The organism is Ottowia sp., from assembly GCF_047601385.1.
Taxonomy (GTDB): Bacteria; Pseudomonadota; Gammaproteobacteria; order Burkholderiales; family Burkholderiaceae_C; genus Ottowia.
The window spans coordinates 1,817,717-1,830,651 of the sequence record NZ_JASGJP010000001.1 but is presented as its reverse complement, the minus strand read 5'-3'; the positions used below and the strand labels follow the sequence as shown (position 1 = coordinate 1,830,651).

12 protein-coding genes and 1 pseudogene are annotated in these 12,935 nt (G+C 63.5%); 9 read left to right on the top strand and 4 right to left on the bottom strand.

Going from position 1 to position 12,935, the window contains the following annotated elements:
* Nucleotides 1–69 precede the first annotated feature (69 nt).
* From QM772_RS08915 to QM772_RS08875, 9 genes and pseudogenes are all read left to right on the top strand, one after another.
* Nucleotides 70–366, top strand: a pseudogene (locus tag QM772_RS08915) (DNA-binding protein).
* 1 nt (nt 367) lies between these two features.
* Nucleotides 368–691 carry a helix-turn-helix domain-containing protein gene (locus QM772_RS08910; RefSeq protein ID WP_415135591.1) on the top strand — a complete coding sequence of 108 codons (324 nt, stop codon included), beginning with the start codon at nt 368–370 and terminating at the stop codon, nt 689–691.
* A 658-nt stretch (nt 692–1,349) separates the two neighbouring features.
* Entirely contained in the window at nt 1,350–1,502 is a 153-nt protein-coding gene (locus QM772_RS08905; RefSeq protein ID WP_415135589.1) for a hypothetical protein, read from the top strand.
* On the top strand, nt 1,499–2,227 hold the full coding sequence (locus tag QM772_RS08900; RefSeq protein ID WP_415135587.1) for a hypothetical protein: 729 nt from the start codon (nt 1,499–1,501) through the stop codon (nt 2,225–2,227). The genes QM772_RS08905 and QM772_RS08900 overlap by 4 nt, the downstream gene beginning before the upstream one ends.
* A 35-nt stretch (nt 2,228–2,262) precedes the next feature.
* On the top strand, nt 2,263–3,507 hold the full coding sequence (locus tag QM772_RS08895) for a hypothetical protein (RefSeq protein WP_415135585.1): 1,245 nt from the start codon (nt 2,263–2,265) through the stop codon (nt 3,505–3,507).
* A gap of 66 nt (nt 3,508–3,573) precedes the next feature.
* Complete coding sequence (locus tag QM772_RS08890; RefSeq protein ID WP_415135583.1) at nt 3,574–5,520, top strand: ATP-dependent nuclease; 1,947 nt, start codon at nt 3,574–3,576, stop codon at nt 5,518–5,520.
* Complete coding sequence (locus QM772_RS08885) at nt 5,517–7,178, top strand: UvrD-helicase domain-containing protein (RefSeq protein ID WP_415135581.1); 1,662 nt, start codon at nt 5,517–5,519, stop codon at nt 7,176–7,178. Before QM772_RS08890 ends, QM772_RS08885 begins: the two co-directional genes overlap by 4 nt.
* 170 nt (nt 7,179–7,348) lie before the next feature.
* Nucleotides 7,349–8,005, top strand: a complete 657-nt coding sequence (locus QM772_RS08880) for a hypothetical protein (RefSeq protein ID WP_415135579.1) — start codon at nt 7,349–7,351, stop codon at nt 8,003–8,005.
* Nucleotides 8,002–9,117, top strand: coding sequence for a helix-turn-helix domain-containing protein (locus QM772_RS08875; protein WP_415135577.1), 1,116 nt, complete (start codon nt 8,002–8,004; stop codon nt 9,115–9,117). The genes QM772_RS08880 and QM772_RS08875 overlap by 4 nt, the downstream gene beginning before the upstream one ends.
* Before the next feature lie 183 nt (nt 9,118–9,300).
* Here the strand turns inward: QM772_RS08875 and QM772_RS08870 are convergent, their stop codons facing one another.
* The 4 genes from QM772_RS08870 to QM772_RS08855 form a co-directional block, all read right to left on the bottom strand.
* Nucleotides 9,301–10,641 (bottom strand): type II toxin-antitoxin system HipA family toxin, encoded by a 1,341-nt coding sequence (locus QM772_RS08870; protein WP_415135575.1) that lies wholly within the window; start codon nt 10,639–10,641, stop codon nt 9,301–9,303.
* A 1-nt stretch (nt 10,642) separates the two neighbouring features.
* Nucleotides 10,643–10,912 (bottom strand): helix-turn-helix domain-containing protein, encoded by a 270-nt coding sequence (locus QM772_RS08865; protein ID WP_415135573.1) that lies wholly within the window; start codon nt 10,910–10,912, stop codon nt 10,643–10,645.
* Nucleotides 10,913–11,042: 130 nt separating this feature from the next.
* Entirely contained in the window at nt 11,043–11,279 is a 237-nt protein-coding gene (locus QM772_RS08860) for a helix-turn-helix transcriptional regulator (protein WP_415135571.1), read from the bottom strand.
* Between the two features lie 363 nt (nt 11,280–11,642).
* Entirely contained in the window at nt 11,643–12,785 is a 1,143-nt protein-coding gene (locus QM772_RS08855; RefSeq protein WP_415135569.1) for a slipin family protein, read from the bottom strand.
* Nucleotides 12,786–12,935: the final 150 nt, after the last annotated feature.

Here is a 12,935-nt window from a genome sequence, read left to right as displayed (position 1 = left end):
AACCTCACGTCCGGGCTCAAGGAGGAAGATCACATGACTACGGGATTCCCGTATAATCCGAGCGAAACGCTGCGCACCGTCATCGAGACGCCGGCCTTCCAGAAGCAGGCCGAAAAAGTCTGGTCGGAAGAGGAGCGGTGGGCCTTCATCGACTGGATCGCGGCCAACCCCCTGGCTGGTGATGTGATCCCGGGCGCCTAGAGGGCGCGCAAGGTGCGTTGGGCGCGTGCAGGGGCCGGCAAATCGAGCGGCGCGCGGGTGATCTACTTCAATCTGACCGAGGAAGAGATCGTGCTGTTGGTGGCGGTGTACGCCAAGGCGGAGCGTGGAAGCATGGCTCCCTCCGAAATCAGAAAGGCGGTGTGATATGGGCAGCAGGAAGTTCGACATCGAGGCCGTGGCAAAGGCCATCGAGGCCGATGCGGGCGAGGCGCTGCCTGATCTGCGCCAAGCGTTGAAGGAGGCCAAGGAGGGAGTAGGGCGCGTGACTACCCCCGAGCAGATTCTCGTACGCCAAGCGCGTCAGAAGTCCGGGCTGACGCAGGCCGATTTCGCCGAGCGCATCGGCACGCCGGTGGCGACGCTGCGCGACTGGGAGCAGGGCCGGTTTACGCCGCCGGGGGCTGCGCTGAAACTGCTGCGGCTCATCGTGAAGCATCCCGAGTTGTCCGCCGAATTGGCAGTGGCTTGAGAGGCGGCTCAAGGCGTTGCGGTGGTTCCCAGAGAAATGATGCGGAGCGCTGAATGAAGAGATGGGTCGAGAATGGCAGTGAGGTCGAGGCCAGTTCGCCAACGTGTTCACCGAACTAAGGCGACTTTGCAGCGTCTGCTGACGTTCGGCATGGCGCGCTTAGCGACTGCTTCGTGGCGCTTTGCCGTCATCGGGCCGCTGAGAAGGCTTCAACGAGTCAGACGCAGCAGTCGCCGCAAAGCGGCGAAGAGCGCCCTTCGATTGGCCAAGGCCCTAGGTAGGCCAGTGCGCACCGCCCTCTGCTAAGGCGGCATCGAGGAAGCGCCGCGACCGCTATCCGGCAACCCTGAACGGTCGGGCCGATGCGAAGTCGTGGGTCCGACGCGCCCCCGACCCGGCTGCTATCGTGCCGATCAGGCACCCTGCCAGCCGCCCTGTGCGGCCACGGTCAGTTCACGAACCCGCTAGAACGGCCTCTTCGTGAACCAAGCGCGATCTTCCGCGAACCATGCGAAGATCTTGCAAACTGTTGTCACACAACAGAATTCTCGCCAAGATGCCTGATTCAGAACTGCACCTATATCTAGATACGAGCTGCCTAGAGCATTAAATTCTGGTTCTATCGGCTTGGAAGACGCCGAAGGAAGGATCAGAAGAAATGGAAAAAGAACTGCTGTTGGTTTGTCTGGACTGGATTTCGGCGAATACGCCGTCGCTGGTTCAGTTGCTGGGCGCACTCGTGCCGGTCGTGGCGCTGGTGGTGGTCGGCTACGCGCTGCACGTCACGCACAAGAAAGGAGGCCGCAAATGATCAAACCCTCAAGGTGGCATCGCCTGCCGACCGTGCCGGTGCTGGCAGCACTGCCGCAGATGACTTGGAGCCGCGCGGGCGGCGTGCAGCCTGCTGCCGAGACGGCGGCGCTGATGATCTTCATCGCGCTGAACTTCATGGTCTCGACCTCGACCGACGAGCAGAACCAGTTCCATGCGGTCGCCGAGGGCACATATGTCGATCTCGGCGAAGCGACCGGGCTTTCACGCGCGCTGATCTCGGCGGGCTTGCAGCGGCTTCAGGCCCTCGGCCTGATCGCGCCGCAAGGCTCGCACCAGAAGCGCCGCTACAAGATCACCTGGCCTGCCGAGCACCGCTTCTTCAAGCTGCCGTGCCAGGCCATCACGAACGGCAACGTGATCGTGCCGTTCAAGAACTTCACGATGCGCTCGAAGCACGAACTGCATGCGCTGAAGCTCTATCTGTACTTCGCGTCGATCCGGGGTAACTACATTGCCTACTCAATGGCGTCCTACGAGACCATCTTCGAGCGCACGCGCATTCCCGAGCGCGACATCCGCCGGGCGATCAGCCTGCTGATTGGCGCGGGCCTGCTCGAAGGCGTGGACCGCGAGCACTCGCAGACGCGCGGCGTCAACGAACCCAACAAGTACTACCTGAAGGGCTACGCGGCGCTGATCGGCCAGCGGCAGGGGCACACACCCGACGCAGCGACCTTCGCGGGCGCTGAGGTCGCGGCGTAGGAATGGCTGACAACAACAACGAAGGAAGGCACACCATGTTTGGCAGCATCGACAAGAGCAAAGGCTTGCTGTTCGTCACCCACGATCTCGATCACTCGATCCGGCTCACCATGCAGAAGATGCAGCAGGAGGTCGAAGGGCTCGACGAGAACCGCCTGCTCAACACACCGCCTGAGGACCTGAAGCGTTACCTGGTCGAAAAGCATGACATCACGCCGATCACGCTGCTGCGCGATCAGTGGTACGCCGACCACGAGGACACACCCGTCGATGTCCGGCATGACACGATGCGCTGGATCGACGACCGCAGCCGCCCGGCCATGGTGGCGGGTGAGCGCGTCGAGGTCCGCATTCCGTTTGAGGGCGAAAGCGAACTTTTCTACGCGAAGGCCAACACGTACTCGATGAACCCGCCCCGCGCTGTCATCGAGAAGAACAAGATCGTCCTGCGCTACGACACACCTGCCGATCAGCCGCGCGACATCCGCGCGCTCGTCGATCAGACCTTGCGCGACATCGAGCAGCATCTTGGCTGGCAGCGCCCGATGATCGACGCCCACAACCAGGGCCTGCCCGCCGCAGCGGAACAGGCGATCCGCCAGCGGCGCGAGCGCCTGCTGGCGCAGTCGCAGCGCGCAGATGCCCTCGGCATTCCGATCCGACGGCGCGCCGACGCGCCGAAGACCTATGCGCTCCCGACCGTGAAGCGCAAGGCCGTCCCAACCCTGCCACCGGCGACGACGGCGCAGTTCAAGCCCGAACCGGCGCTCGCGATGGAGCTATATGAGCACATCCTGAAAGTGGTGCAGGACATGGCGCTCGTGATGGAACGCAGCCCAGATGCCTTCAAAGCGATGAACGAAGAGGCGCTGCGCCAGCACTTCCTCGTGCAGCTCAACGGTCAGTTCGAGGGCAAGGCGATGGCTGAGACCTTCAACATGGCAGGCAAGACTGACATCCTGCTGCGCGAGGGCGACCGCAACGTCTTCATCGCCGAGTGCAAGTTCTGGAAGGGTCCGAAGGCCTTCGGCGAGGCCATCGACCAGTTCCTCGGCTACGCGACCTGGCGCGACGGCAAGACCGCGATCCTCGTGTTCAACCGGGGAACCGAGACCTCAACGGTGCTCTCAGGCATCGACGCCACCGCCAAGGCGCACGCCAACTTCAAACGCGCCATCGACTGGCCGCATGAAAGCGGCTTCCGGTACAGCTTCCATGCCAACGGCGACAAGAACCGCGAGCTGATCCTGACTGTGCTCGTGTTCCACGTGCCGCAGTAGTACAAGTTCAGCCTTCAAAGATCGTCCGGAAACGGCTATCTATGGGGATCGCTTCAGGGAGATTACATGAAACTCGTTCGACTTCGACTATCCAACTTCCGCTCCTTCGGTCCGGAACCCACCGTGGTCGAGCTGACCGACATGACGTTCTTGCTCGGGCCAAACGGCGCAGGCAAGACCGCCGTACTTCAGGCCCTCGCCCGCATGTTCGGCCTCGATCCCGCGCAGCGGCGGATCAAGCGATCAGACTTTCACGTCCCGGCGAGCGAAGCGCCGGAGGACGCCCCTGAACAGCGGACCCTCTGGATCGAAGCGGACTTCGAGTTTCCCGAACTGGAACAGGATGGTGCCGACGAGGCGGCACTTCCGGCTGTGCCTGGCAACTTCGCGCACATGCAACTGGTAGCGGCAGAAGGCCCGGCGCAGGTTCGCTTCCGGCTGAAAGCGACCATCGATCAGGACGACGATATCGAAGAGAGCTTCACGTTCGTCATCAGCGAAGACGACGACGGAAATCCAACCGAAGAGAGCCGCGTATCAAAGCAGGATCGTAGCTCTATCCAGGTCCACTACCTGCCAGCACGACGCGACCCTGCCGACCACATCTCCTACTCTGCCAACGCGCTGCTCGGGCGAGCGCTGCGATCAGCGGACTGGAGCGCAGAGCGCGAGGAGATCAGCACGCTGACGGAACAGATTGGCGATGAACTCCGAGACAACGCTGCCATCGGAGGGATCGCCGCCGCACTCACCGGCCAGTGGGGCGGCCTACACAAGGGAAGCCACTACACAAACCCGTCAGTCTCATTCGGGCGGAACGAGATCGAGAACCTTCTGCGGCATCTGAGCATCGGATTCACGCCCGGCCATGGCGAGAGCATCGTGGACTTCACCCGGCTCAGTGACGGGCAGCAGTCCCTGCTCTACGTTTCTCTGGTGCTCGCCATGCACGACGTCGGTAGCAAAGTCCTGAGCGGCGAGTTGGCCGAAGCGTTTGACATCGATAAGCTGCGGCCTGCCGTCTTCACGCTCATCGCCATCGAGGAGCCCGAGAACAGCTTGTCGCCCCACTATCTCGGACGGGTCGTCCGGACGCTGACGACGTTCGCCGAGGGAAAAGACAGCCAGGCGCTGGTGGCGACGCACGCGCCCTCGCTCTTGCGCCGGGTGCCGCCAGAGTCGGTCCGCTACCTTCGCCTGAATGAAGAGCGGAGCACCGTCGTCAAGAGCATCGAGCTTCCGACGGACGCGTCCGCACAGAAGTTTGTCCGCGAAGGCGTCCAGGCCTTCCCGGAGCTTTACTTCTCTCGGCTGGTCATCCTGGGTGAAGGTGACAGCGAGCAGATCGTGCTTCCGCGATTGCTGGAGGCCCGAGGCATCCTCGCCGATGACGCATCCATCTCAGTAGCACCCCTCGGCGGGCGGCACGTTAATCACCTCTGGCGGCTCCTGAACGGCCTTGGCATCCCGCACGTCACCCTGCTTGACCTTGATGTCGCGCGCTATCAGGGCGGATGGGGCCGCATCAAGTACGCCGCCAATCAGCTTCTGAGCTATTCCGACATCGACGGCAACGACTTGACGGAGGAAGAGATCGACGACATCCCGAAGTGGAACTCCGACGACGGGATCATGCTTGGCGATCTGGGCTGGATTGCCCGTCTTGAGGCGCTCGGGGTCTACTTTTCCACGCCGCTCGATCTCGACTTCATGATGATGACGCACTACCCGGCTGCTTATCGCGTGAAGGACGACGATCTGGAGGAGCCCGACGACGACACGATCAAGGCCGTGCTTGGCAAGAGTCATGACGTGCTTGAGGATCAGTACTCTGAAGAGCAGCAGAGCTACTTCGATGCCTACCACCAGAGGTTCAAGCTTGACAGCAAGCCCACCTCGCATATCCGCGCGATGGCGAACCTGGATGACGAGAAGCTCATCGAGGACATGCCCGATGTGCTCGACCGCATGTTCGATGCGGTTGAGGAAAAGCTCGCGGACCTGCCCGAATGATAAGGGCCGAACAATGGGCACCGGCAGACGGTCTCTCTCTTGAGCCGAACGCGCTGGCCGCGGCCAAGGAGATCGACCGCAACCTGGCGCTGACCGCCGGTCCGGGCGCAGGCAAGACAGAGATGCTGGCGCAGCGTGCCGACTTCCTGCTGCGCACCGGGGCGTGCCGATATCCCAAGCGCATCCTGGCGATTTCGTTCAAGGTCGATGCCAGCCAGAACCTCAAGGCCCGGGTCCGCAAGCGCTGCGGGCCAGACCTTGCGGCGCGCTTTGACAGCCACACGTTCCATGCGTTCGCGAAACGCATCATCGACCGCTTCAGGCCGGTACTGACCGGACAGGATGCTCTTGATTCGGACTACAGCATCGGGAAGCACCGTGTTCAGAGGCGATCCATAACCTTCGATGACATGGTGCCGCTCGCGGTCCAGATCGTGGAGTCCAGTCAGATCGCACGCAACGCGATCCGTCAGACCTACAGCCATGTGTTCCTTGATGAGTTTCAGGACTGCACGGATGCGCAATACGACCTCATCAAGGCTTGTTTTCAGGGTACGGGTGTTCGGCTAACGGCGGTTGGCGACACGAAGCAACGGATCATGGGATGGGCCGGGGCGCTTGAGGGAATCTTTGAGGCCTACGCGGAAGACTTCGACGCACATCCGCTCAACCTCTATCAGAACTTCCGGTCGGAGCCGAGGTTGCGCCGCATGCAGAACGCCATGGTGCGCGTCATGGACGCACCGGCTGCACTCGACGACACTGCCCTTCCGGGGGATGAAGGGGAGATCGAGGTTCTGCGGTTCGACAACGATGATCACGAAGCAGAGACGCTCGCAGACTCTGTGCGCACGTGGATCGATGACGACGGTGCGAATCCTTCAGAGATCGCGGTGCTAGTCAGCAAGCAGCAGAACCTCTACTGCCAGAAGCTGCGAGCCGCGCTTGATGCTCGAGGCGTGCCCTTTCGGGATGAGGACGCAACGCAGAATCTGGCGTCCGAACCGGTCGCAAACCTGATCGTGGACTTCCTTCTCGTTGCGACTGGACAGCGACAGCCCGGTCCCTTTCGACGCCTCCTCGACCTTGTGGTGTTCGGGCGTGGGCTCGATCTGGAGAACGAGTACCGCGCGCGATCACGGTGGAACCGCTTCATCGCGACCGTCAAACAAAGGCTCGGATCGGAAGAGGCCGATCTGGCGGACCTCGACGATCTACGAGAGGTGGTGAGCGAGCTGCTCGACATCGTCGGGCGCGATGCCGTGGTCGGGCTCGCATCGGAGTACACCCAGGGAGACTATCTGCAACAGCAGATCGACGCGACGATTGACCGCGCGCACACGCTGTTGTCCGAAGGCTCTGATCCAGCGACAGCCCTTGCCTCTTTCTCGGGCGACAGAGCCGTGCGCATCATGTCGATCCACAAGAGCAAGGGTCTGGAGTTCGATACGGTCGTGGTGCTGGGTGTTGAGACGCAGACGTTCTGGGGTGACCAAGACGCCGAGCGCTCCGCCTTCTTCGTTGGAGTCTCGCGTGCCAAGCATCGCCTGTTCCTGACGGTCTGCGAGGAAAGAGAGCAGCCCGAAGGGGCCAGGTACTGGAAGACCGCTAGGTCGGAACATGATGAATTCCTCGGGTACGCGACACCGTATTTGTGACTGACGGTGAGGCCGCCCGCGAGGGCGCGGGCTGGCGCTGTCGGCCCCTGACCGCCGCCAGTCAGGGCGGAGGTGCCTGGGGATGAATCTTCGCCAACTTCTTGTTTTTCCTCCTTGGATAAGGTATAAAAACCGGAAGTTGGGCTGCGCCCCGAAAAGAGGATTTCCCTATGACCCTGACCCACGTACAGCCGCAAGCCGTCGAAGACCGCCTGGGCGAGCTCGGCCTCAAGGCGGAGCGGCTTGGCGAGACCGTCCGGCGCGGCTACGTTGCCTTCATTTCCTGCACGCCAAACGATCCGCCGCTGTTCCCCGGCTTCAGCGCCTGGGCCATGATGGTCCGAGGCCTGCGGGAATACCTGCTGCCCGAAGGCTGGGAGCGCTCGGACGAGAACAACTACTCACTGGTCATCAACAGCGCCGGCACGGTCGCCATCGCCGTTGCGACCGGCGATGCAGCAACGGGCCGCGCCGAGGAGCAACCCACCACCAAGTCGTCGAAGGGGCCGAGCACCGCTGAGGCCGTTACATCGAACCAGTTGACCCTCGACCTGATCTTCCCGCCCGTCGAGTTGCCGCAAGCCTCGCGGCCCTTGGGTCAGGACCAGCAACGCACCACCTGGATTCTGCTGGTGCATCGCTCCCAAGGCGAAGTGCGCTGCGAACTCTCGTTGCCGACATCCATGGGCCCGGACGGGCGCGTGGACGGCTGGCAGGAGCGGATCATCCTTGGGGTCATCCCGACCGATCCGGACGTTCTCGAAGTGGCTCCACCGACGCCGCCGCAACAGCCCGACATCGACGTTGCTGTGAAGCGACGGCCATGACGGCGCATGCGCTGTTTAACCCGACCAGGCTGACCCTCGCCCGCAAGCGTCGCGGGCTGACTATGACGAAGCTCGCCAAGGCCGTAGGCGTTGAGCCGCGGTCGATCTCCGCCTACGAGAAGGGCGAGTTCGGGCCGGATGACGAGCGCCTTGGCAGACTGTGCGAAGAGCTGGCGTTTCCGGTCGCGTTCTTCTTCGGCGACGATCTCGACGAGCCGACACCCGATGTCGCGAGCTTCCGTGCGCTCTCCAAGATGACGGCAGGCCAGCGCGACACCGCGCTCGGCGCTGGTGCGATCGCGCTCATGCTCAATGGCTGGATCGAGGAACGGTTCGAGCTGCCGCCATCGGACCTACCGGACCTAGGCCGCGAAGACAACCCGGAAGCGGCGGCGCGCACGCTGCGCCAGCAATGGGGCCTCGGCGAGTTGCCGATCAAGAACATGGTCCATCTGCTCGAAGCCAAGGGCGTGCGCGTCTACTCGCTTTCGGTCGATGCGATGGAGGTCGATGCGTTTTCCATGTGGCGCACGAACACGCCCTTCGTGTTCCTGAACACCAAGAAGTCGGCAGAGCACAGCCGCTTTGATGCGGCGCACGAGTTGGGGCATCTCGTGCTTCACCGCCATGGCTCGCCGCAAGGCCGCGAGGCCGAGAAGCAGGCCGATGCGTTCGCATCGGCGTTCCTGATGCCGCGCGCAAGCGTGCTGGCGCACGCGCCGTACATGGCGAGCGTCGAGCATCTGATTCAGCTCAAGAAGTACTGGAGCGTCTCCGTAGCGGCGCTGAATTACAGGCTGCACGCGGTGGGCGCGCTGAGCGACTGGCACTATCAATCGCTATGTATCGAGATCGCCAAGCGCGGTTACCGGAAGCGCGAACCCGCTGAAGGGCATCGCGAAGCGTCGCAGATTCTTCAGAAGGTCTTTGCCGCCCTGCGGAGCGAGAGCATTTCGAAGGGCGACATCGCGAGCGATCTGTGCGTCCATGTCGAAGACCTTGATCAGCTCGTGTTCGGCCTGGCGCTGACCGGCCTCGCCGGCGGCGCGAAGGGGTCTGCGAAGCCGGCGAAGCCGACGCGGCTTCATGTGGTGAGCCAGCGCGACGAGTAGGGGGACGCCGAACGTCCCTGTTGCTGCGGGCCCAGCGGCCCGCAGCAACAGCCGGATCAGTATTCCTCAGGCAGCAGGATCGTCGTCGCCGAGTTGAACGGCCGCTCGCACCAGAAGCAGTCATCCAGCGATGGCAGCCGAAAGACCGCTTTCAGTCTGAAGCCGCCAAAGAGCCGCCAAAAATCAATCCGGCGGCATACGCCCGAGTCGCGCGGCAGCGCGCTCCAGCCCGCCAAGCACGCTGTCCAGCACTTTCTGCGAAAACCCGCTCGGCAACTCACGCTGCACGCCTGCGATCACATTCGGCGTCGCGGTCACGATCACCTTGATGAGATCCTCCGCATCCGCCCCGAGTCCGACCTGCCGGGCCGTGCTGTTGAAGTGGCGCCGCACGATGGTGTCCACTTGGTAGTGCCGGTTGCGCCCCAGCAGGGCCATGGCCAGCCTCGCCTCGCGCGGAGACCACTCGTTCGGACCGCTGCCGATCACCGGATAGGCCGACATCACGTCGTACATCGGCGTCAGTTGAAAGCCCCCGCCCGCCAGCAGGCGGAGGCTGAAGTTCTTCGCATGGCCGTCGGGCGCGCGCAGCAACCAGAACAGGATTTGCGCCGCCATCAGCGTGCGCATATCCTCCTGCGCCGTCACCGACTGCTGAAGCAGGGTGAAGAGGGTGCGCAGGCCCGGTCCGCCCTCGCTTTCGTACTTGACCAGCGGCGAGGTGCCGGTGGCCTGGCAGAAATCCTCCTGCGGCAGCCGCAGCAGCCGCCCGTCGTCCGTCCATCGGCGATCGAAGCGCTCCACCACCAGCACGCGCTGCGTACCAAAGGCCATGATCTGCGCCTGCGCGGTGGGTAATCCATAGGCGCGCAGCAGCCGCAGGCACAGCCACTCGTTGTCGACCGACGTGGAGAAATCCGCCCGCCGCCCGCCGACCAACCCCATCGGCAGCTTGAAGATATGCGTGGTAGGGGTGGCGCCACGCGGCTTGTGCCAGGCACCGTTCCACCACAGGTAGGCATCCTTCTCCTGGGCGCCCGCCAGCGAGATACGGAAATCGTCGTCAGGCTCCTCGGCCGCACCGAAGCGGTCGGGCCCCACGACGTTCTGCAGGTGCCGTTCGATGGCCACCTCGTCCAGCGGAACCGCTTCAATCCGGCCCGGCCCTGCGGGAACTTCCTCGTCGCCCAAGACCTGGATCGCTCCCACGCAATCGCGGCCAATCGCACGTAGCAAGTCGAAGGCATCGATGGAGCCCGTCCTGAAGCGGGCGGCGATCCGTCGACGGATCGCATCGCTGTCGGGCAGCAGGTTGTCGAAGTAGTGCGCGACCGCGGCGCCTTTGAGGGGCGCATTGTGCAGGTTGAAGGGCAGGGACAGCGACAGCGGGCGGCCCAGGGGGGACTGAACCCAGTCCGCGTCGTAGTGCAGTTCCATGGGCCCGCGCGCGGGCAGCGTCCAGCGCCCCACGTGCTCGCCATTGGCCCACAGGCCCAGGGTGCGGCTGTGTGACCGGCGTCCCATGTCACCAGGGTGCCGACGCGGCTGCTGGCACGACAACCGCACCGCGCGTGCCCAGCTTTAGTTCAAGCCCCAGCACCCCACACCAAGTCAGAAGCTGCTTGAAGCTCAGTTCCTCCGGATGAAGCTCCAGATAGGAAACCCGGTTCTGGCTGAGGTTCAGCCGCGCAGCGACCGCCGCCTGGGTCAGTTTGGCGTGCTTGCGGGCGGCGCGCAGGATCTGTCCCAACTGATCGGCGGAAAGCAGAGGCTGCGGGGGAAGCGCGTTATCCATGGATTTAGCAGTAAAACAGCTAAATCAATAATAGCTTATTTTCAGCTATATGGAAAATATCTGAGAATCAGCTGCCAATGCAGGGCGGCAGCACATTGAAGTGGCTCTGACCACCCTCAGTGAAGAGCGCTCAGTAGCGCACTTGGCGGACTTTCGCTCCCTGCCCGGTGGTGATGGTTGTGCAGGCCGCCATCAGCTTGAAGTTCCCCGGATCCTGCTCCCACTGCTCCAGATCGATGCGCCGCCAGCCTTTCGCGGCGCCCCCCAAGGACACGGGCGCAGGGAAGCTGCCCGCAGCGATGCGTCGATACAGGCTGGACCGGCTCAATGACGTCATCCGCAGTACATCGCGCATGCGATAGAACATGGGTCGCATGAGCTCGGCTTGAGGCTGGGGCTGCGAAGCAAGGTTACTGGCCTGGAACATTCGGTTCTCCCGCTGTGTCGATCCACGCCAGATTGCCCCATCCAGCCGCCCTGGTACACCCAGTGTGGCGTAGTAGGGCGAAGATTTGACCCAGAAGGGGAATGCCGGGCCTGCTCAGGCTGGACATCTGAAGGCTGAATTGGCGGCCCTAGGTTTCTTGAAGCTCCGGTTACACGCGGCAAATTCCGCCAGCATGCGCGGTCTCAAGATCGAGAAATCGATCAGAGCGCCGTAGGCCTGCGCATTGAAGGGCTTCATTGAAAAAGGGCTCCACGCCGAAGCGGGAGCCCTTTGTGGTCGTGCTCAGCGCGGAGCCAGCTTCACCAGCCCGTTGAGCACCTGGTCCAGACCGCCGAAGACGGAGATCCTGTCGATGCGCTCGGAGATGCGTTCCAGCGTCTCCAGCTCCTTCAGGCGCAGGGCGACGGGGTTGTCCTCCATCACCTTGGCCGTGTTGAGCAGCGAGCGCGTGGCCGCCGTTTCCTCACGGCGGCGGATCACGTTGGCCTCGGCCGACTTGCCGGCCTCGACCACCTGCGCCAGGATGGTCTTCATCTCGCCGGGCAGCACGATGTCCTTCACGCCCACGCCGTCGAGCTCCAGCCCGAGGGCCGAGAGCCTGGCGCGCACGTGTGCGGAAACGACCTCGTCGATCACCGTCTTGTTCTCCAGCAACTCGTCGAGCGTGCGCGTGCCGACGGCGGCGCGCAGGCCGAACTGCAACTCACGGTACAACTGCTCGGCCGGCTTGGCCAGCTGGGCATGGGCCTTCAGCACGTCGGTGTAGCGCCAGGTCGCGGCGAGGTTCAGGCGCAGGCTCACCTTGTCCTTGGTCAGGATCTCCTGGCCCGTCACCTCCATCGCCTGCAGGCGCAGATCGACCAGTTCCACCGCGATGCTGCGGCCGAACTTCCAGAAGGCATGGCTACCCGCTTCGAGCAGGCGCGTGACCTTGCCGTCGATGGTCAGCAGAGCAGCGCCGTGGTCGGGCACCTGCACCTGCAGCACGCCGGCCAGACCCGTCACCGGGCGCTGGCGCAACTGCGTCTGCGTCAGGCGCTGCGCCAGATCGTCAGGCAGCCGCGGATCGGCCAAAACGTCCACGACGTCAACGCGTACGTCCACGAGGCCGCGCCAGTACAGGCGCCGCGTCGCGGGCGGCAGGATCTCGACCAGCACGCCGTCCTCGTAGCGCAGGCCGGCCTGCGTTTCGGACAGTTCGGCGCGCACGAACTCCTTCGCCACCACCTCCGGCTCCCTGGCCATCAGGTAGTCGGCCATGGCATGCGTGAAGGCGGGCTGCTCGAGCGCGAACTTCTCGACCGAGAGGGTGTCCGTGAGGCTGAAGAGCCGGTGCGCACCCGGCGCCAGGACGCGCTCGAAGTCGCCGTTGCGCAGCAGCAGGCCGCGCTCGTTCTTGCGAATGGTGACACGCTTGAATTCCATGTTGTTCTCCTTCAAAAAAGCGTGTGTAGAAAAAGGGGGCCGTTACAGGGGCACGGCGGGCCGGCGCTGCCAGAGCACGGGACCACGGTGCGCCGCCGCCCGGACCGAAGTCGTGGGCGGCTGGCTGACCGCGGACGCGAAGCTCCGCAT